We start from the raw sequence: 20576 nt of genomic DNA on the forward strand, positions 1-20576 counted from the left end.
CCTCTCTGCGATACTCACACAAATTCGTCATTCCCAGGAAAGTGGGAAAGCGAAGCTGTCCGAAAGACATTCTAGGATGTCACAGCGATTGGTTACTCTGGGTTCCCGCTTCCGCGCGAATGACGAGGATTCGGCTTGCAATGATGGGGTTTGGGCTTGCTGAGTAGGCCTCAAGCCGCCTTACGCAGCTTGCCCAGTTTCTTCAGCGCCATTTGCTTCTTTAAGCGGCTGAGGTGATCGATGAACAAAATGCCTTCCAGATGATCCATTTCGTGCTGGATGCAGGTTGCCATCAGCCCGTCCAAATCTTCCTCATGCGTGGTGCCATCAAGATCCTGATAGCGCACGCGGCAGGTCGCCGGGCGGTCCACATCGGCGTAAATTTCGGGGACTGACAGGCAGCCCTCCTGATAGGTCGCCAGCTCTTCCGCCGGATCAAGAATTTCCGGATTGATGAAAGTGCGTGGTTCTTTTTTCAGCGGATAATGCTTGTGGGAATGCTGCCCGTCACCGTGGTCATGGCCGCATTCTTCGGGCTCTGCATCGGTATCTTCTGGCTGAAGATCGATCACCAGCACCCGCTTGGGCACACCCACCTGGATCGCGGCAAGGCCAATGCCCGGCGCGTCATACATGGTGTCATACATATCCTCGACCAGTGTTTTGAGCTCATCATCGAACTCGGTCACAGGGGTCGAAACGGTTTTTAGCCGGGGGTCCGGCACTTCAAGAATTTCACGGATAGCCATGCGGAGTATTTAGCCCCTTGGTGTGCGAATTACAACGGTTTGGAAACCCACCCCGTTGCGACTGGTTTCGCGTTGCTCAACACGTCTCACTGCCCCTCCCTTGAGGGAGGGGATAAGGGGTGGGTGTACAGCAGCAGTGGAGTGGTTAATCAACCGGTCGACGCGCACGCAGCGCCTGCGCCAATGTGCCCTCATCGAGATAATCCAGTTCGCCGCCCACCGGCAAGCCATGCGCCAGCTGGGTAATCCGCACGGGAAAATCTTCCAGCCGCTCGGCGATATAATGCGCGGTGGTCTGCCCCTCCAATGTGGCATTCATCGCCAGCACAATTTCGTCCGTGCCGCCGCCCGCAACGCGGTCCAGCAAAGCGGCGATATTCAGATCTTCGGGCCGTATGCCGTCCATCGCCGACAGTTTCCCGCCCAGCACGTGATAGCGCCCGGTAAACAGTTTTGCGCGGTCGAGCGCCCACAGGTCAGCCACATCCTCCACCACGCAGATCGATTTCTGGTCACGGCGCGGATCGGCGCAAATGCCGCAGGGGTTTTGCGTATCGACATTGCTGCAAATGCGGCATTCCACCAGCCGGTCGCGCACCGCCTCCAGCGCATCGACCAGCGGGCCCAGCGCATTATCGCGGCGTTTGACCAACCACAGCACGGCGCGGCGCGCAGATCGCGGGCCAAGGCCGGGAAGCCGCGCCAATGCCGATGCCAGTGTTTCGATCTCTTGCGATGCCATGCCGGGCAAGATAGGGCGCTTGCAGCTCGATAGGAAGGCCAGCAGACCCCGCTATGCGCATCATTTTCATGGGAACGCCCGACTTTGCGGTGCCGACGCTCAACGCTGTGTATGAGGCAGGGCACGATATCGCGGCAGTCTATACCCAGCCGCCCCGCCCCGCCGGACGCGGTAAGAAGCTGCAACGATCCGCCGTTCATCACCGGGCCGAGGCGCTGGGGCTGGAAGTGCGCCACCCCGTATCATTGAAAAAGCCCGAAGCTCAGCAAGAGTTTGCCGCGCTGGAGGCCGATGTTGCGGTGGTGGCTGCCTATGGCCTGATCCTGCCGCGCGCGGTGCTGGATGCGCCAAAGCAGGGCTGCCTTAATGTCCATGCCTCCATCCTCCCGCGCTGGCGCGGGGCCGCCCCCATCCACCGCGCGATTATGGCGGGCGATGCGGTGACCGGGGTTACCATCATGCAGATGGAAGCGGGCCTAGATACCGGCCCCATGCTGGCCACCATCCGCACCCCGATAGAGGATAAGACCACTGGCGAACTGACTGCGGAACTGGCCGAATTGGGCGGGCGGTTAATGGCAGAGACCCTGCGCCAATTGCCCAATCACATCCCGGTGGCGCAGGATGAAAGCGAGGCAACGCACGCCGCGAAAATCGATAAGGCAGAGGCGCGGATCGACTGGACCGGCCATGCCGCAGTGATCGAACGCACAATCCGCGCCCTTGCGCCCTTTCCCGGCGCGTGGTTTGAACTGAACGGCGAACGGATCAAGGTTTTGAAAGCGAACATTGCAGAGGGTTCGGGCAATGCTGGGGAGACGCTGGATGACAGGCTGACCATCGCCTGCGCGACCGGCGCGGTCCGGCCCGTCATGGTCCAGCGCGCGGGCAAGCCGGCAATGGCACTGGACAGTTTTCTGCGCGGCACAAAGGTGCCAAGGGGGACCAGGCTCGCGTGACCCGCTACGCGCTGACTCTTGAATTTGATGGCGGACCTTTCATGGGCCTGCAACGTCAGGATCATGGCCCCAGCGTGCAGCAGGCGGTGGAAGACGCCGTGCAGGAATTTTCCGGCCAACAGGTGCGGATGCAATCGGCGGGCCGCACCGATGCGGGCGTCCATGCGTGCGGCATGGTATCGCATATCGATCTGGAAACGCACCTGTCGCTGTTCCGCATGCGCGAGGCGATCAATGCCTGTCTGCGTCCGCATCCGATTGCCGTAACGCAGATCGAAATGAAGCCCGATGACTGGCATGCGCGGTTCGATTGCACCGCGCGCAGTTATCTTTACAAAATCTGCAACCGGCGCGCGCCGCTGACATTCGATCGCGGCAAGGCGTGGCAAATCCCGCAGGAACTGGACGCAGCCGCGATGCACGATGCAGCGCAATTGCTGACCGGATTGCATGATTTCACCACTTTCCGCTCGGTCAATTGCCAGTCACAAAGCCCGGTCAAAACACTCGATCTGCTGGATGTACGCCGCAATGATGAATGGATTTACGTGAAGGCAGAGGCACGCAGTTTCCTCCATCATCAGGTTCGCTCGATGGTCGGCTGCCTCGCCTATGTCGGCATGGGCCGGTGGGACAATGCGCGCATATCCGCCGCGCTGGAGGCAAAAGATAGGCAGGCTTTGGGGTTGAATGCACCGCCCCACGGCCTCTACTTCGTGAAAGCATCATATCCAGAAACGGAACATCAATCACAGGAGAGTACCCAATGACGACGACCGGCAAACAGATTTTCACCACGCTCGATGCGGGCGGCAGCTTGACCGTCGAAGTGGGTGAGGCGACTTTCCCCGAACCGACGGGCGCACAAGTGCTCGTCAAAATGGAAGCGGCCCCGATCAATCCGTCGGACCTCGCATTGCTGTTCAGCGCCGCCGATCTGGAAAATGCGGACTATTCACCTGGCAAGATCGTCGCGCAGATGCCGGAACCGTTTCTATCGGGTTCCAAGGGGCGCCACGGCCAGCGTCTGCCGGTGGGCAATGAAGGTGCGGGTACTGTCATCGCCGCAGGTGAAGACCCTGCCGCACAGGCATTGGTCGGCCAGCGGGTCGCCTGCGTGCCGGGCAATGCCTTTAGCGAATATGCGATCGCGCCCGCCGCCATGTGCATGCCGCTGGGCGAGATTTCCTCTGTCGATGGCGCATCGGCATTCGTCAACCCGATGACGGCGCTGGGCTTTGTCGAAACCGCCAGAATGGAAGGGCACAATGCGATTATCCATCTGGCGGCGGCATCCAACCTGGGTCAAATGCTGAATCGCATCTGTCAGGAAGACGGGATGAAGCTGGTCAATATCGTCCGCAAACAGGACCACGCCGATCTGCTCAAATCACAAGGCGCAGAATATGTGGTAAATTCATCCGATGATGATTTCATGGACCAATTGCGCGGCGCGATTGATGCGACGGACGCCTATCTCGGTTTTGATCCGATTGGCGGCGGGAAAATGACCGATGCGGTTCTGAAAGCGATGGAACAGGTTGCAGCGAGGAAAATGACCGAATTTTCGCGCTATGGCTCTGATCAGGATAAGAAGATGTATATGTATGGCCGGCTGGATCTGGGCCCGACAATCCTGACCCCGTCATACGGCCTGCAATGGACCGTATCGGGCTGGCTGCTGACCCCGTTCCTTGCCAAAGCGGGGATGGAAACCGTGGTCCGTATGCGCATGCGCGTATTGACCAATATGAAAACGACATTCGCCAGCACGTATAAAGCCCATGTCAATCTGGAACAGATGCTGGAAAAAGACGCCGCGCTGGATTACCGGGCGATGAAAACCGGCGAGAAATATCTTGTCACGCCGCATGGCTGAGCTGCGTAACGTGTTTTAACGCCGCGAAAATTCCTCTTGCACGCGGGTGGGGTCAGTGATCCCGTTCGCGAGCAGGAGCTGCAACAGAATGCGCGCCCGGGCCGGGCCAAGCGCGCGGGCGGCAATGAAATTGGCGATATCATCCTCCGGCTCGCGGTCCACCAGCCCTTCATCGACACGTGATGAGCGCACGACCGGGACACCCTGCTCGACCGCCTGCGCCAAGGCATCGCGGATGGCGCGCGGGGCATTGCCGTGGCCAAACCCCGCCAGCACGATACCCTTCGCCCCGCCCGCCAATGCCTGCGTGATGCCGTCCACCGACATTCCGGCATAGGCATAGAGTATCGGTACGGCCGGCATATCATCATGAAAAGCGTAGCGTGCCGCCTCGCCCGCCCGCCATGCCGGGCCAAACCATTCGAGCGATGTCGGCGTCACATGCCCCACCGGGCCGCGCGGAAACCCCTTAAACGCATCGGTCATCTCGGTATGGGCTTTGCGCGCATCACGCGCGGCAAATATCCGGTCACTCATCACCAGCAGGACGCCCCGCCCCGGCGCATCCGCATCGCCCGCCACGCGCACCGCATTAACAAAATTGCGCAAACCATCGGTGCCCACCGCATCGGCTGCCCGCATCGCGCCCACCACCACCACCGGTTTGTTTGTCGGAAGCGTTTGATCGAGAAGAAAGGCGGTTTCCTCCGCCGTATCGGTCCCGTGAGTAATGATTATGCCGCGGCAGCTATCCTGCGCCAGGGCATCCATCGCGGCCCAGTGCAGCCGTGCCCACAGCGCCGGGCCGATATCTTCTGACCCGATATTGGCAAACTGTGTGCCGCGTATCGGCGTATCGATGCCAAGGCGCGCCAGCGCAGCCAGAAAATCATCGATCCCGATCTGCCCGGGCCGGTAATCACGCCGCGTTGCCGATCCGGCCACGCCCGCAATCGTCCCGCCAGTGGCAAACACCCTGATATGGGGGGCGGTGCTGTCAGCTCTATTCCGGGGCGCGTCCATCCCCCGCCCTTAGCCCGCGATGAAAAAAGGTTCAAAGAAATCCACTTTGGCAATTGATTTTGAACCTTTGGCCGCTATTAGCACATCTTCCGATGGCTATCGGGCGCTTAGCTCAGTTGGTAGAGCATCTCGTTTACACCGAGAGGGTCGGCGGTTCGAACCCGTCAGCGCCCACCATTTTGCGCAAAGCGAAATTATCCGGCGTATGGTTTGCCGCAAAAAATCCCGATCGAGAGCGACCGGGCCATCCATTGATCACATATATTACCCTGCCAGAGCCGCACGAATGGCTTCCTGAGTTTCGGCACTGGACCAGTCATATTCGCCGGTAACGCGCCATAATTCCTGACCATTTTCATCATACAGAATAGTCAGCGGCAATTGCCCGCCGCCCAGACCGAAGCCGAGCTGGTTTTCCGGGTCCATCCATGGTTCCAGCCGGTCGAACTGCATCTTGGCGAAGAACGGCTCCACTTTTTCGGCGCCTTGCAAATCCTGGCTGACGGTCAGCACGCGCAATTCGCCGTCCATGTCAGCGGCAAGATCATCCAGCATCGGCATTTCCACCACGCAGGGCGCGCACCATGTCGCCCACAGATTGACCAGCACCGGCATGCCCTGAAGCGCGCCGAGATTGCGCTGCTTCCCCGCCGGATCGACCACATTGATCGCGGGCAGCAAATCGCCCGCGCGGCGATCATCAATCACGCCTGACAAGCTTTGCTTCGTACCATCCAAATCGCCCTGTTCTTGCGCAGGCTCCGCGGCTTCCCTATCGCAGGCGCTGAGCGCCAGGCCCAGCCCGGCAAGCATGAAGGCAGTTTTTGTGAGCGACGACGATAATAGCACAGCAGGCTCCAACCAGATGTGGGGCGGACGGTTCGCACAGGGACCTAGTGCGATCATGCGCGAAATCAATGCCTCGATCCCGTTTGACAAGGCATTGTGGCAGCAGGATATCACCGCGAGCAAAGCGCATGTCGCCATGCTCGGCGCGCAGGATATCATCTCCGCCGCTGATGCTAAGACGATCACAGACGGGCTCGATGCAGTCGCTGCCGAATATGCGCGCGGCGGCGTGCCCGAAGATTGGGATCTGGAAGACATCCATATGACCACCGAAAGCCGCCTGGCGGAATTGATCGGGCCGGTTGCGGGGCGGCTGCATACCGCGCGCAGCCGTAACGATCAGGTGGCGACCGATTTCCGCCTATGGGTGCGCGAGACGATTGATCAAACCGATGCCGGTTTGGAAGCCCTGCAACGCGCTTTAGTTGCGCAGGCTGATACGCACGCGGCCAGCATCATGCCCGGCTTCACGCATTTGCAAACCGCACAGCCGGTTACTCTGGGCCACCATCTGATGGCCTATTACGAGATGATCCGGCGCGACCGGTCGCGGCTGGCAGATGCACGCACGCGGATGAATGAAAGCCCGCTCGGCTCTGCGGCATTGGCGGGCACCGGTTTCCCGATAGACCGCGATGCGACATCGGCTGCGCTGGGTTTTGACCGGCCCACCGCCAACAGCCTGGATGCCGTATCGGACCGCGATTTTGCACTGGATTATCTGATGGCGGCGAGCCAGATTTCGCTGCATCTTTCGCGCTTGGCCGAAGAGTTCATTATCTGGGCGAGCCAGCCCTTCGGCTTTGTGCGGATGGCCGATAGCCTTTCCACCGGCAGTTCGATCATGCCGCAAAAGAAAAACCCCGATGCGGCCGAATTGATACGCGGCCATGCGGGGCGGATTATCGGTGCCTGCACATCGCTGATGATTACCATGAAAGGTCTGCCGCTCGCCTATTCCAAGGATATGCAGGATGACAAGCCACCCGTATTCGAAGCCGCAGGACTGCTCGCCCTGTCGATTGCCGCAATGACCGGGATGGTGGCAGGCAGCACATTCAGGACAGACCGGATGCGGCAGGCGGCAGAGCTCGGCTATGCCACCGCGACCGATCTGGCCGACTGGCTGGTGACGCAGGCCGACATCCCCTTTCGCGAGGCGCATCACATCACCGGCGCAGCGGTGAAATTGGCGGAAAGCAAAGACGCGCCCTTGGATGAATTATCCATCGAAGAGCTGACCGCAATCGACAGCCGGATTGATGGCCGCGTCTATGCGGCGCTATCGGTTGAGGCATCGGTGGCCGCGCGCACATCCTATGGCGGAACCGCGCCCGATCAGGTACGTAGCCAGGTGACACGCGCCCGCGCCGTTTTGGGGATGGAGGAATAGGATCATGAAATATTGTTCACCGGCGTTCCCGGGCTCTCTCGCGCTTGCGGCACTACTCGGCCTGTCGGCATGCGCCCAAACCGCAGAGCTCGAACCGCTGGCGGGTAACACATTGCCGCCCACCCCGACCGGCGCGGCAACCCAGCCAACAGCGGCCGATCTGCTGGCACTTACGCCGCAGGCCGCGCCAGAACGCAGCGTTGAGCTGCGCCGCCGCAGCGAAGAGCGCGAAGACGATCCATTCGATCTTCCGCCCCCTGAATAAGTTCCCAGAGGCGACCTGATGGACCATTTTCAACTGCGCGATGGTGTGATGCACGCCGAAGATATTCCCCTGCCCCGCATTGCACAGGACATCGGCACGCCCGTCTATGTCTATTCGCGGGCCACGCTGGTGCGCCACGCGCGCGTATTCCGCGAGGCGCTGGGCGGGGTGAACAATCCGCATATCGCCTTTGCGGTTAAATCGAACCCCAACCTTGCGGTTCTCAAAGTATTGAGCCGCGAGGGATACGGCGCAGATGTGGTATCTGGCGGCGAGCTGACCCGCGCATTGGCCGCGGATATGAAGCCAGAGGATATCGTCTTTTCAGGCGTCGGCAAGAATGCTGCCGAATTGTTGCAGGGGCTGGATGCCGATATCGGCCAGTTCAATCTGGAATCCGAGGAGGAAGGCCGCGAGCTGGCCGAAATAGCGGCGCACGCTGGCAAGGTGGCGCGCTGCGCCCTGCGGGTAAACCCCGATGTCGATGCGCGCACCCATGCAAAAATCTCCACCGGCAAGGCGGAAAACAAATTTGGCGTGCCGATTGACCGCGCGGCCGAAATTTACAGCGCGCTGGCCGCTCTGCCGGGCCTGGAAATGCGCGGGATTGCGGTGCATATTGGCAGCCAGCTATCGACCCTTGAACCGCTTGAAACAGCCTTTGGAAAAGTCGGCGCGCTGATCGCAGAATTGCGTGCGGCGGGCCAGAGCGTCACTCATGCCGATCTCGGCGGCGGTCTGGGCGTGCCCTATAAAGCGGGCGAGGTGCTGCCCAGCCCGGCGGAATATGGCGCGATGGTGGCGCGGGTTACGGCGGATTGGGACTGCGCGCTGTCCTTTGAACCGGGCCGCGTGATTGCGGGCAATGCCGGCATTTTGCTGACCCGCGTGATCCGCGTGAAGCGCAGCTCCAACGCCAGCCCGTTTGTGGTGGTCGATGCGGCGATGAACGATCTCGCCCGCCCCGCCATGTACGGCGCATGGCATGATATCGAAGCGGTTGAGCCGACCGGCGGCAAAGGCACATCGCATATCGTCGGGCCAATCTGCGAAACGGGTGATACTTTTGCGATGAACCGCGAAATGGACACTCTGGAAGCGGGCGATCTGGCGATTTTCCGTACCGCCGGAGCGTATGGCGCCACGATGGCCAGCAGCTACAACTCGCGCGGCTTTGTCGCCGAAGTCCTGGTCGATGGCGATAAATATGCGGTGGTCGCGGACCGCCTGCCCCCCGCCGATATTATGGGCGCAGAACGCGTGCCCGACTGGCTGGAATAGTCAGGTGACCCACAATTATGTGACAGGCCGATGATCCGCTCGCTGCCTTTGCTGCACCGCATTGCCGGACAGCGCGTGGTCGTGGTGGGTGACGGCGAAATGGGTGAGGCGAAAAAGCGTCTGGTCGAGCGCGCGGGCGGGATCCCCTGCGGCGAGGCCGAAGCGCATCATGCCAAACTGGCCTTCATCGCCTTGGAAGACGAACGCGCCGCCGAAGCCGCCGCCAAGCGGCTGAGCGATAAGGGTCTGCTGATCAATGTCGCTGACCGGCCCGAATTGTGCGAATTTACCACGCCCAGCATTCTCGACCGCGATCCGGTGCTGATCGCGATTGGTACATCGGGCGCATCGGCGGGCATGGCCAAGCAATTGCGGCTCAGATTGGAAGCTATGCTGCCCCAAAGCCTCGGCACATTGGCGGATAAACTCCAATCGAGCCGCAATGCGATGCGCGCCCGCTGGGCCGACGGATCAGACCGCCGCAATGCTTTGGATGCAGCCCTGGCAGAAGGCGGCACGCTCGATTTGCTTGACCCCGCATCGGCCGAAAAGGTTGACGCCTGGCTCGCCTCACGCGAGAAACCGGCTGGCGCACAGACCATCGAAATTACTCTTACCAGCGACGACCCCGAAGATTTAACCCTGCGCCAGGCGCGCATCTTGGGCACCGTCGATACGCTGATCTACGACCCCGCCATACCCGCAGCAATATTGGACCGCTCCCGCGCTGATGCATTACGGCGCGAAATGCCCTTCGATCCACCAGAAGATGGGCTGACTGTGGTGCTGCGGATTGGGTGATGGGGTGGGTGTTTGTGATCCAATGGTCCAAAGGGCCGCGCTGGAGAGAGCAGAAAAACCCGGTTAGCTGCTGGTTCTTGAGCTTGATCGACAGAGTTCTGCGGGGCTGGGTATTTAACGGGCCTGTGAACGGATTATTGACCTGCGGCCCCAACCGCTGAGCGTCCGCTTGCGGCGCCAGAAAAGAAGACATTTCCTACACGCTGCTGAGCCGCTACACATATGTCGCTCTTTCCCATTGTCGTGCCCATTTTCAATTATCCGCTTTGGTCAGGATGCGTCGCCGCGTCGTTGGCGGCACAAACGCCCTGCCGATTCCGCAAAACCGCCTACCCCCCCGGGGGGGGTGGCAAAAACTTTCGCCCCGTCATTTTGAGTTAAAATGACTTAAAACCAATAATTTAATAAAAACCACACCGCTTGACACAGTGTCAATTGTGTCAAGCAAGTGTCAAGCGGCCGGTATTATACCGAGGCTGTGCCGTCATTCGCCAGTTCCGCAAAATAGCGGGCCATTGCGTCTGCTGCACTATCACTCAGCGCGATAAAGGCGCGGCGTTTGTCGCTTTCATCTTCTACCCGTTCGAGCAGGCCAGCCTCTATCATCTGGCCGATCCAGCGTAGCGCAGTCGTGGGCGGTACGGCGGCGGCGATACACAGCGATGTCACCGAAACGCGGATATGTTCTGCCCGCGCCGCTGTCAGATCGAGCAGAATATCCCATGCCGGATCGGCAAACAGAGCGGCATCAAAGTATCTTCCGCGCATTTGCCGCTGGCGGATAATCCGGCGCACCAGGCGCGGATCGGGCAGTGGCGGGCGTTTGGCGCGCACCAGCCGCCCTGAGCTGTCTTCCCCGTTCTGGCCCTTAAATTCCGGATCGGGGGATTCAAAACGGAATGCGCCGCCGCCCCTGCTTTGCCCCGCCGCGCCCATCCGCTCCAGCCGCTCGGCAATCTGCCCGACTTGTTCGGTCAAGCGGATCAATGTCAGCCGGTCATCATCATTTATCTCGCGCAGCCGCATGCCCGGCATTTTGGCTAATGCCCGGCCAAGCGCAATTACGCGCTCCCCCCTAGTGGGATCGACCAGCAGCTGCATGTCGGATGTTTCAAGGCAGCCGAATACGCCGTCAAGCGCCTCCACCGATGTGGAAACGATCAGCTGCGCGCCCGAATGCGTCGCCCGCCGATCAAGCCGTGAAAGAGCCGCCAGAACCTGCGCCGATGCGGCGGGACAATCGAGCAGGATCACATCACCCAGCGGAACCGCCGCTTCGCCCAGCAACAGATCCAGCGTGCCCACCTGCCCCAGCCGGAAACCGGCCGCCCTGGCATCATCGCGCATGGTATCGCGCATATGCGGCCGATCCGCATAGACTGACACGGCGAGCGCCACACCGGCGGCATCATTGGCGGCATCTGGCGTGATGCTTACCGGTTGATAATCAAAATCTGCTTGCGCCATGTCTGCACCTGTCCTGACCGACTCATGATGATAATAAGAACATAATGTGAACAAGTGAACGGCGCGTCAAGGCTGTATGTGGATTTGCGTTCCGTCGGGGATGGCATTCCATAACTCGGTTATTTCCGCATTGGACACGGCGATGCAGCCATTGGTCCAATCGCCGGCAATACGCGCATCCGGGCCAAGGTCGCGCATCACATTGGGCTGTCCATGAATGAAAATATTCCCGCCGGGATCGCCGCCCGCCGCCTGTGCAAATGCGCGATCTTGCGCATTGGGGTAGGATATCCGCAGGCTGAGATGATAGGCGCTGTCGGGGTTGCGCGCATCAATTATATAGCGGCCCTCCGGCGTGCGCTCGTCCCCTTCAAACCGCTTGTGCCCGGCGGGTGCATCGCCAAACCCGATATTGCGGTATGTTTTGACCAGTGCGCCGCCATAATACAGCGTGAGTGTCCGATCCGATTTATCGACCAAGACAAAATCGGCGGCAGCCGGCACGATATTGGCCGGTATAGGGTCCGGTGATGGCTGGCACGCGGCCAGCAGGATGGCTCCGGTCAGGGCGGCGTAACGCATGGTCACACGCTACGCTGCCGCTGCCGCTTCATCAATCCACAAACGGATCGCGCATCAGGATCGTATCGTCACGCTCGGGGCTGGTCGAAACCAGGGCCACCGGCGTTTCGATCAATTCCTGCACCCGCTGGATATATTTGATCGCGTTGGCGGGCAGATCGGCATAGCTGCGCGCACCGGCGGTGCTCTCGCTCCACCCTTCCATCTCCTCATAAATCGATTCCACATCGGCCTGATCGGCGGCGTGGCTGGGGAAATAATCCATGATCTTGCCGCGCAGCCGGTATCCGGTGCAGATTTTGACGGTGTCAAACCCGTCCAGCACATCCACCTTAGTCAGCGCAATTCCGGTGACCCCGCTGATGGAACAACTCTGGCGTACCAGTACCGCATCGAACCAGCCGCAGCGGCGCTGGCGACCGGTAACAGTGCCAAATTCGTGGCCGCGTTCACCAAGCCGCTGGCCATCTGCATCATCGAGCTCGGTTGGAAATGGGCCGGACCCGACCCGCGTGGTATAAGCCTTCACAATCCCCAGGACAAAACCGGTCGAATTGGGGCCGAGGCCCGAACCGCTCGCTGCAGTGCCGCTCACCGTGTTGGAACTGGTAACGAAAGGATAGGTGCCGTGATCGACATCGAGCAGCACGCCCTGTGCACCCTCAAACAGAATCTTGGCGCCCGCTTTGCGGACTTTCTTCAGCCGTTTCCACACTGGCTGCGCATATTGCAGCACGAAATCGGCGATTTCCTGAAGATCTTTCAGCAAGCGGTCACGGTCAACCGCAGGCTCGTCAAAACCCGCGCGCAGGGCATCGTGATGCGCGCATAGCCGGTCCAGTTGCGGGCCCATTTTATCAAGATGCGCCAGATCGCAGACACGGATCGCGCGGCGGCCCACCTTGTCTTCATAGGCCGGGCCGATACCGCGCCCGGTGGTACCAATCTTTCCCGTGCCAGCGGCGGCTTCACGCAGCCCGTCCAGATCACGGTGAATGGGCAGGATCAGCGGGCAATTATCGGCAATCGCAAAATTGTCGTGGGAAATAGTGACCCCTTGCGATTCCAGCTTTTCAATCTCGTCCTTAAGCGCCCACGGGTCGAGCACAACTCCGTTGCCAATGATTGATAGAGTTCCCGATACAATGCCCGATGGCAGCAGGCTGAGCTTGAACACCTCGCCATCAATAACCAGCGTGTGCCCCGCATTATGCCCGCCCTGAAAACGCACCACCGCGTCGGCCCGGCTGGCGAGCCAATCGACGATCTTGCCTTTGCCTTCATCGCCCCACTGGGCACCAATTACAGTCACATTAGCCATTTTCGGGTTTTATCTTTCTATTCTGCAGGCTGGTGGCACCGCAATGGCGCATATATCGCACGGACATGCGCGCCGGGACAGTATCCGCCATCTCAAGCGTATTTCTGATTGAGATGGAAGCCATTTTGGCATCCGCGACCGGATTTAACCGATTGGGCCCGTTGCAGCGTCAATCGGTCTTGAACACTTAGCATTATCCTGCGCTCTCTTTCCTCGCACTGAGCCCAATCGCTTCAAACCGCAAACCTGCAGAATAAAAAGATAAAACCCAGCACGTCACCTCTGCCCGGGGATCCTCAAACGTCCTTCGACAGGACTCGGCGCAAGGGATGGAATGAACGGACCCGCGGCCCGGAATATGCTGCAAGCGATAGATAGGGCGCGGGCGTTAAGTCAAGCAGAGTTGCCGCATTGCGCCGCGTGCAGCGATATGGCCGCGCAGAACCGAGAATATATCAGGCAGCTGACACCCAGGCGGTGGGCGGCGGTTGGCGGGCGGCGGTTGGCGGGCACATGTCAGACCAGCTTTACGGCAGCGCCCATTCATTCCGGGGGAATGACGCGGTGGAGATTACGCGGTGATATCGGCCGATAACGAAAAAGGGCCCCAGATTTCCCCGGAGCCCTTCATATCAATCGGTTATGCCTAGAAGCGCAGCGATGTTGTCAAACGCAGGCTGTGTGTATTGAGGTCGCTATTGGAGCGGCGCAAATCAGTCTGACCGTTCTGAATCAGGAAGGGGTTGGTCGGGCCCGCCGTACCCGGGCCGACTGTCACGACAAAATCATCATCGCTCAAACTCGTGTAGAGATATTCAAGGCCGATGCTGAGATTGCCGAGCACCATCGCTTCTGCGCCCCCGCCAACTTGATAGCCCCACGCATTGGTGCGTCCATTATTGGTAAAGCTGTTGGCTCCGTTGGTCGTATCGAAGCTGTTGTCGAGCTTAGCATATGCACCGCCGCCGGTTGCGTAGAACAGAATGCCGCCATTGGGCGTGTACCCTGCCCGCAAACGGGCGTTAATAGTGTAATCCACCTCGCGGTTCACAGTGTATGAGGCCGGTGTCGTGCTGAACCCTGTAACCGAATCGCGCAATTCAGTCCTGCCGCCTTCGACCAGCGCACCCACAACGAAATTGCCCATGCGTTTGTCCAAGCCGACACGGCCAAAATATTCGATACCATCCTTATCGCTTCGGCAACCTTGCCCCGGCCTGTTGCCATTGGCGGCCCCGCCACAAAAACCGGGGCTGAAGGCATCGGCACCGGTTACCGTTGATACCGTATTGTCAAAACTGCCATTGCCGGTTGTATCGAAAACAAGTGTCTCATTGCGGTCATTGGGCTGCGCCGAAATGCCGACAACGCCGCTGACATAGGGGCCGTCAAATGTTGCGGATGTATCGATATCCTGAGCTATAGCCGGGGTAGCCGCAATATATGTGGCTGCTGTGATCAAAGCAGATGTAGAAATTTTCATCGTGTTAGAACCTTTTTATTCCGGTCGTTGCCGGGTCTTGGGAAGGGGGGAAATTAAGCGCCCAAGAACAATCGCTAACAACACTACCGCTGATGAATGAAAGGTTTCCAAGAAAAATAATAATCGTCAGATCAAAGATAGCTGCGCCGCGGTTTGACAGACGATATTCATCGGAGCCGCCATTTGCGGGTTTGCCGCCGCGCGCGCGCAGGAAGGCCGCGAGCGCCTCTGGCGCTGCCTATGGCGGCGCAGCTCGTCAGCACATGGATATGCGGCTCGAAGATCGGGCTGGGATATGGGGCTGGGAGATGGGGCTGGGAGATGGGGCTGGCCAGAAATTTTGCCGCTGTGTTCAGTACGCTGTGGCATCGCCTCCGGACAGATGATGGGTGCAGCCCAGCACCTGCCCGTCATCCTGGCTACCCAGCGCCGCGACCGTACGCCAGCCAATCGCCCGAAGCCGCTCGGCAGCTGCCCTATCATGGCCCAGCGGCAGGAACAGCGTATCGCGCTGCGGCGCATCATCCAGCGTATCGATCAGCCGATCGAGATAGAGCGAGAAACCGGTTGCGGCTTCGTCTGTGCCGCGAATCGAATAGGTACCGCCCCGCCCCAATGCGCCGCGTGCGCCCTGTGCATAGATCGTGAAGCCAAACCAGCTTTGATATTCAAAACCGTGGCGCTCGGTGGGGTCAAGCGTCACGCGGGCTTGGTCCGCAACGCGCTGTGCAATCGCTTTCAACCCTTCGATACGGCTGGCCAATGCGCCGCCTGCATCGATGTTTTGAAGGCTGCCGATCGCATCGCTGAAATCGCCGGTGGCGTATAGTAATGGCAGATAGGCGCCGCCCCCCGCCTGTTTCAATCCGCCTGCATCTTTGGTGTCGAGTTCGCGGCGCACGGAGGATTTCTGATCATCCGATAATGGCATGGCATCGCGCGCCAGAGTATCGACCAGATCAGGCAGGGTAAAATCGACAGACACACCGGTCGCGCCCGCCGCTTTCAGCGATTCGATGGCCAGCTCGACCACTTCGGCTGCGGCGGCCACGGTGTCCGCACCGATAATCTCGGCGCCCAGTTGCAACCGCTGGCGGGCAGGATCAAGCTGATCAGCGGTGATGGTTGCGACTTCGCCGGCATAACACAGCCGCAATGGCCGCGCGCAGCCAGCCAGCGAAGTGGCGGCAATACGCCCGATCTGTACAGTCATATCAGACCGCAACGCCAAAGTGCGCAGGCTGGATGGATCAGTGAAGCGGAACATGCGCCGCGGTGATACGCCGTCCATCCGCTCTGCCATCGATTTTTCAAATTCGACCAATGGCGGGCTGACCCGGTGATATCCGTGGCCATCCATCGCGTCGAGCACCGCGCGCATGGCGTGGGTCGCAATCGCCGCCTCACGCGGCAGCCGGTCGGACAGCCCGATCGGCAGCAGATCATCGGTCTTGGTCATAATGTCGCCCCTTATCCGCTCACCCAAAGCTTGTCGAAGGGTTGTTTTTTACCTTTGGCACCGCCCTCAACACATGGGTAATATTGCGGCAGGCCCTACATGATCGGTCCGGGAACGGGCGCGCTAAAATGCCAGGGCCTTTACCACCTTAACGCCCTCAAGCGCGGCGGCCTTCTCCACGACATCGGCTGGAATCGGCTGATCGACAGAAAGCAGCAGCACCGCTTCCCCGCCGCCATCACGGCGACCGAGATTGAAGTTTCCGATATTGATGCCGTTCTCACCCAGCAAAGACCCGATCCGCCCGATGAAACCGGGCGCATCCTCATTAACGATATACAGCATGTGACCGTTCAGATCGGCCTCGATACCAATGCCGAAAATGTTTACCAGACGCGGCGCAGCACTGCCGAACAACGTACCCGCGACAGAACGGTTGCCTTGCTCGGTCTCCACGGTCACGCGCAGCAGGGTATTGTAATATCCCTCCTTCTCGTTGCGGATCTCGCGCACTTCCATGCCGCGCTCCTTGGCGAGATACGGCGCGTTGACCATATTCACAGTGTCGGAATATTGGCGCATGAAACCGGCCAGAACCGCGCCGGTAATCGGTTTGCCATTCAGATCTGCAGCGGCCCCTTCGCGCTCGATACTGATTTTGGTCAGATTGCCATGCGCCAATTGGCCGACGAGTGACCCAAGATTTTCGGCCAATGCCATATATGGTTTGAGTTTGGGTGCTTCCTCTGCGCTGAGGCTGGGCATGTTCAGCGCATTGGTAACGCCGCCATTGACCAGATAATCCGACAATTGCTCTGCCACTTGCAGCGCGACATTGACTTGTGCCTCGGTCGTGGATGCGCCCAGATGCGGTGTACAGATAAAGTTTTTCGTGCCGAACAGCGCGTTGTCTTTCGCCGGTTCCTGAGCAAATACGTCCAGAGCCGCGCCTGCAATGTGATCATTTTCCAGCAGGTCTTTCAACGCTGCCTCGTCAATCAAACCACCGCGTGCGCAGTTGACAATCCTCACGCCCGGCTTGGTCTTTTCCAGGTTTTCACGGCTCAAAATATTGCGCGTCTGGTCAGTCAGCGGGGTGTGGAGCGTGATGAAATCAGCCCGGCCCAGCAAGCCGTCCAGATCCACTTTTTCAACCCCCATTTCAATCGCGCGTTCCTCCGTCAGAAACGGATCAAACGCGATCACTTTCATTTTCAAACCCAGCGCGCGACTGGCGACGATTGAGCCGATATTGCCCGCGCCAATCAGGCCAAGGGTCTTGCCGGTCACTTCCACGCCCATGAAGGCGCTTTTGGGCCATTCACCCTGTTGCGTTTGCGCGTCTGCTGCCGGAATTTGCCGGGCCAGAGCCATGACCAGCGCAATCGCATGTTCTGCCGTGGTGATAGAATTGCCAAACGGCGTATTCATCACCACCACGCCTTTCCCGCTGGCATAGGGAATATCGACATTATCGACGCCGATACCGGCGCGGCCAATGACTTTGAGATTGGTCGCCGCATCGAGAATTTCCGGCGTGACAGTGGTCGAGGAGCGGATTGCAAGACCATCATAATCACCGATGCGGGCGATCAGTTCTTCGGGTGTCTCGCCCGTGATCACATCCACATCGCAGCCGCGTTCTTCAAAAATACGGGCGGCGTTGGGGTCCATCTTATCGGAAATTAGAACGCGTGGTTTGGTTGTTGAGTGTGTCATATCAGAATACCTTTTGCTTCGCTGTGCCTGCGAGAGCGGGAATCCAAGAGCGGCAAATGATGCGCTCGGTAACTCCGGGTCGCTGCTTTCGCGGGAATGACGAGGGAATGCGTTAGATTGCAGTCAGGCCTGCAGCTCTGCATAGGCCCATTCGATCCACGGCAGCAGACGGCGCAGATCTTCCTGCTCCACCGTACCCCCGCACCAGATGCGCAGACTTGGCGGCGCATCGCGGTAGCCATTAAAGTCATAGCCGACGTCGAGTGCATCGAGTTTTGCGGCGATGGTCTTGGGCACTGCTGCCTGCTCTTCGGGCGAGAGACTGTCGTAATACTCGCCCTGAAACACGAAGCATACGCCGGTATTGGTGCGCTGCTGCGGATCGGCGACCATATTGCGCAGCCAAGGGGTGGCCTCAATCCAGTCTGTCAGGATTTTGGCATTGGCATTGGACCGGTCGAACATCGCCTGGCGTCCGCCAAGACCCTTCAGCCATTCCAGCGAGAGAATGTAATCTTCAACCGCGAGCATGCTGGGCGTGTTGATGGTCGCGCCGTCAAAGATAGCGCGATTGATCGCGTCACCCTTTTTCAGGCGGAACAGTTTGGGCAGCGGCCAGTCAGGATCATAACTTTCGATCCGGGCGATGGCTTTGGGACTGAGGATCAGCATCCCGTGCTGCGCCTCGGACCCCATCACTTTTTGCCAGCTAAAGGTGGTGGCATCAAGCTTTGGCCAATCCATTTCCTGCGCAAAGACCGCGCTTGTCGCATCATTGATGGTGATGCCTTCACGCCCTTCGGCCAACCAGTCCGTATTGGGAATGCGCGCGCCGGACGTTGTCCCGTTCCAGGTAAAGACCACATCATCGCCTTGCGGGATGCTCGCCAGATCGGGTATCTCGCCGTAATCGGCATCGAGCACGGTCAGCTCTTTCAGCTTCAGCTGTTTCACCGCATCCTGAATCCAGATATTGCCGAAACTTTCCCAGGCGGCGACTGTCGCAGGGCGCGCGCCAAGCATTGTCCACATGGCGCATTCGAGCGCGCCCGTGTCCGATCCGGGCATGATACCGACCAGGTAATCATCGGGCACACCCAGCAGCTCTCGCGTCAGGTCGATGGCATATTTCAGCCGCGCCTTGCCAACTGCCGAACGGTGCGAACGGCCCAAGGCCTGTGTTTCAAGGGAAGCCGCCGACCAGCCGGGAATTTTGGCAGTGGGACCGGACGAAAAAAATGGTCGCTCTGGTTTAAGAGCAGGTTCGTTACTCATTGTATTCTCTCCTTACAGAGAGCTCGCGCGGCGTTGGGACCGCGTGGCCCGTAGGCGGCAGTAAAGTTGCCTGCGGGCAAGTCAAGCCGTCACTTCCCCACAGCGGTGGATGGCGCGCGATTTGCGGCCAACTCCCTCTCGCCAAAGCAGGATTTGGTGCGTACAGCGCCAGGGTAATGCAGATATCTGACCTCCGGATTGCCCTGTTCAGCGGCAATTACAACATGACGCTGGACGGCGCCAACAAGGCGCTTAACCGGTTGGTGGAATATATGCTGCGCATGGGTGCACAGGTGCGCGTCTATTCGCCAACCATCGATACGCCCGCCTTTGAACCGCAGGGTGAATTGGTCAGTCTGCCATCCTTTGCGATCCCCGGCCGCTCAGAATATCACATCCCGACCGGCATTTCCGCCGCTACCCAGCGTGACCTGGAAACCTTCGCGCCAAATCTGCTGCATATTTCCTCGCCCGACTTCAGTGCCCGGGCAGCGGTGAAATGGGCGCGCAAACGCAATATCCCGGTGCTGGCCTCGGTCCATACGCGGTTTGAAACATATCCGCGCTATTACCGGCTCGGCTTTCTCGAGCCGGTTCTGGAAAGCTGGATACGCGGGCTCTACCGGCGCTGCGATGCACTGGTGACACCGTCACAAAGCATGGTCGAGGTGCTGCAGGAGCAGGACATGAATGACGATATCTCGATCTGGTCCCGCGGTGTGGACCGGACGATCTTCGCCTCGGACAGACGCGATACCCGGTGGCGCCGCGGGCTCGGAATTGCAGACGGCGATGTCGCGATTGTCTTCCTTGGCCGGCTGGTGATGGAAAAGGGGCTCGATATATTTGCCGAGACCATCATCGAATTGCGCCGCAGACAATTGCCGCATAAAGTGCTGGTGATCGGTGACGGTCCGGCGCGCAAATGGTTTCAGCAGAATCTGCCTGGCGGGATTTTTGCCGGTTTTCAAACGGGCGCGGATTTGGGCAAGGCTCTGGCCAGCGGTGATATTTTCTTCAACCCGTCAATCACCGAGACATTTGGCAATGTCACGCTGGAGGCGATGGCCTGCGGATTGCCGGTTGTCGCATCAGCCGCCACAGGCAGCCAAAGCCTGGTGCAGGACGGCGTGTCGGGCCATCTGGTCCCGCCTGGCAACCCGGTCAAACTGGCAGAAGCGATCGCCCCCTATCTGACCGATGATGCGTTACGGCTGGCGCACGGCGCAGCCGGTGAAAAACGCAGCCTTGACTATAGCTGGGACGCGATCAACCGGGCAATAGCCGATACCTATGTGCGCCTGACCGAAAACGCCCTGGATTAACCCT

Annotated in this window: 19 protein-coding genes and 1 tRNA gene; 9 read left to right on the forward strand and 11 right to left on the reverse strand. The window is 59.5% G+C overall.

What is annotated here, in order from left to right; translation table 11 throughout:
• Window positions 1-170: 170 nt before the first annotated feature.
• Both def and recR read right to left on the reverse strand, forming a co-directional pair.
• Window positions 171-749 carry a peptide deformylase gene (gene def / locus WA922_RS05840; protein ID WP_424770750.1) on the reverse strand — a complete coding sequence of 193 codons (579 nt, stop codon included), beginning with the start codon at window positions 747-749 and terminating at the stop codon, window positions 171-173.
• 145 nt (window positions 750-894) lie between these two features.
• Window positions 895-1491, reverse strand: a complete 597-nt coding sequence (gene recR, locus WA922_RS05845; protein WP_424770751.1) for a recombination mediator RecR — start codon at window positions 1489-1491, stop codon at window positions 895-897.
• A 53-nt stretch (window positions 1492-1544) separates the two neighbouring features.
• Between recR and fmt the strand changes: the two genes are divergently transcribed.
• The 3 genes from fmt to WA922_RS05860 are packed head-to-tail and all read left to right on the forward strand — an operon-like array spanning window position 1545 to window position 4329.
• Window positions 1545-2450 carry a methionyl-tRNA formyltransferase gene (gene fmt, locus WA922_RS05850; protein ID WP_424770752.1) on the forward strand — a complete coding sequence of 302 codons (906 nt, stop codon included), beginning with the start codon at window positions 1545-1547 and terminating at the stop codon, window positions 2448-2450.
• Entirely contained in the window at window positions 2447-3220 is a 774-nt protein-coding gene (gene truA, locus WA922_RS05855) for a tRNA pseudouridine(38-40) synthase TruA (RefSeq protein WP_424770753.1), read from the forward strand. Before fmt ends, truA begins: the two co-directional genes overlap by 4 nt.
• The gene (locus WA922_RS05860) at window positions 3217-4329 is read left to right on the forward strand and encodes a zinc-binding dehydrogenase (RefSeq protein ID WP_424770754.1); all 1113 of its coding nucleotides are present in this window, start codon (window positions 3217-3219) and stop codon (window positions 4327-4329) included. The genes truA and WA922_RS05860 overlap by 4 nt, the downstream gene beginning before the upstream one ends.
• A gap of 15 nt (window positions 4330-4344) precedes the next feature.
• Here WA922_RS05860 and WA922_RS05865 read toward each other — a convergent pair whose 3' ends face one another.
• Complete coding sequence (locus WA922_RS05865; protein WP_424770755.1) at window positions 4345-5352, reverse strand: asparaginase; 1008 nt, start codon at window positions 5350-5352, stop codon at window positions 4345-4347.
• A gap of 101 nt (window positions 5353-5453) precedes the next feature.
• On the opposite strand from WA922_RS05865, the gene WA922_RS05870 reads away from it, so the two are divergent.
• Window positions 5454-5529, forward strand: a tRNA-Val gene (locus WA922_RS05870).
• 87 nt (window positions 5530-5616) lie between these two features.
• Here the strand turns inward: WA922_RS05870 and WA922_RS05875 are convergent.
• Window positions 5617-6165, reverse strand: a complete 549-nt coding sequence (locus tag WA922_RS05875; protein WP_424770756.1) for a TlpA family protein disulfide reductase — start codon at window positions 6163-6165, stop codon at window positions 5617-5619.
• A gap of 52 nt (window positions 6166-6217) precedes the next feature.
• Here WA922_RS05875 and argH point away from each other — a divergent pair, with 52 nt between their 5' ends.
• The 4 genes from argH to WA922_RS05895 are packed head-to-tail and all read left to right on the forward strand — an operon-like array spanning window position 6218 to window position 9941.
• Window positions 6218-7594, forward strand: a complete 1377-nt coding sequence (gene argH / locus WA922_RS05880) for an argininosuccinate lyase (protein ID WP_424770998.1) — start codon at window positions 6218-6220, stop codon at window positions 7592-7594.
• Between the two features lie 4 nt (window positions 7595-7598).
• Window positions 7599-7859, forward strand: coding sequence for a hypothetical protein (locus WA922_RS05885; RefSeq protein ID WP_424770757.1), 261 nt, complete (start codon window positions 7599-7601; stop codon window positions 7857-7859).
• Window positions 7860-7877: 18 nt separating this feature from the next.
• Window positions 7878-9140, forward strand: a complete 1263-nt coding sequence (lysA, locus tag WA922_RS05890; protein WP_424770758.1) for a diaminopimelate decarboxylase — start codon at window positions 7878-7880, stop codon at window positions 9138-9140.
• Between the two features lie 30 nt (window positions 9141-9170).
• Complete coding sequence (locus WA922_RS05895) at window positions 9171-9941, forward strand: NAD(P)-dependent oxidoreductase (protein WP_424770759.1); 771 nt, start codon at window positions 9171-9173, stop codon at window positions 9939-9941.
• Window positions 9942-10406: 465 nt separating this feature from the next.
• Here WA922_RS05895 and WA922_RS05900 read toward each other — a convergent pair whose 3' ends face one another.
• From WA922_RS05900 to WA922_RS05930, 7 genes are all read right to left on the reverse strand, one after another.
• A complete protein-coding gene (locus tag WA922_RS05900) occupies window positions 10407-11408 on the reverse strand; it encodes a winged helix DNA-binding protein (RefSeq protein WP_424770760.1) in 1002 nt (333 codons plus the stop codon).
• A gap of 66 nt (window positions 11409-11474) precedes the next feature.
• The gene (locus tag WA922_RS05905; protein WP_424770761.1) at window positions 11475-11990 is read right to left on the reverse strand and encodes a L,D-transpeptidase family protein; all 516 of its coding nucleotides are present in this window, start codon (window positions 11988-11990) and stop codon (window positions 11475-11477) included.
• Window positions 11991-12021: 31 nt separating this feature from the next.
• On the reverse strand, window positions 12022-13311 hold the full coding sequence (locus WA922_RS05910) for an adenylosuccinate synthase (RefSeq protein WP_424770762.1): 1290 nt from the start codon (window positions 13309-13311) through the stop codon (window positions 12022-12024).
• Window positions 13312-13957: 646 nt separating this feature from the next.
• Window positions 13958-14794, reverse strand: a complete 837-nt coding sequence (locus WA922_RS05915) for an outer membrane protein (RefSeq protein WP_424770763.1) — start codon at window positions 14792-14794, stop codon at window positions 13958-13960.
• Window positions 14795-15146: 352 nt separating this feature from the next.
• Entirely contained in the window at window positions 15147-16253 is a 1107-nt protein-coding gene (locus tag WA922_RS05920) for an ATP phosphoribosyltransferase regulatory subunit (RefSeq protein ID WP_424770764.1), read from the reverse strand.
• A 123-nt stretch (window positions 16254-16376) separates the two neighbouring features.
• A complete protein-coding gene (gene serA / locus WA922_RS05925) occupies window positions 16377-17972 on the reverse strand; it encodes a phosphoglycerate dehydrogenase (protein ID WP_424770765.1) in 1596 nt (531 codons plus the stop codon).
• A gap of 123 nt (window positions 17973-18095) precedes the next feature.
• The gene (locus WA922_RS05930; RefSeq protein WP_424770766.1) at window positions 18096-19247 is read right to left on the reverse strand and encodes a phosphoserine transaminase; all 1152 of its coding nucleotides are present in this window, start codon (window positions 19245-19247) and stop codon (window positions 18096-18098) included.
• Window positions 19248-19423: 176 nt separating this feature from the next.
• On the opposite strand from WA922_RS05930, the gene WA922_RS05935 reads away from it, so the two are divergent.
• A complete protein-coding gene (locus WA922_RS05935; RefSeq protein WP_424770767.1) occupies window positions 19424-20572 on the forward strand; it encodes a glycosyltransferase family 4 protein in 1149 nt (382 codons plus the stop codon).
• Window positions 20573-20576 lie beyond the last annotated feature (4 nt).

The sequence above is a fragment of the Pontixanthobacter sp. genome, from assembly GCF_049682855.1.
Lineage (GTDB): Bacteria > Pseudomonadota > Alphaproteobacteria > Sphingomonadales > Sphingomonadaceae > Pontixanthobacter.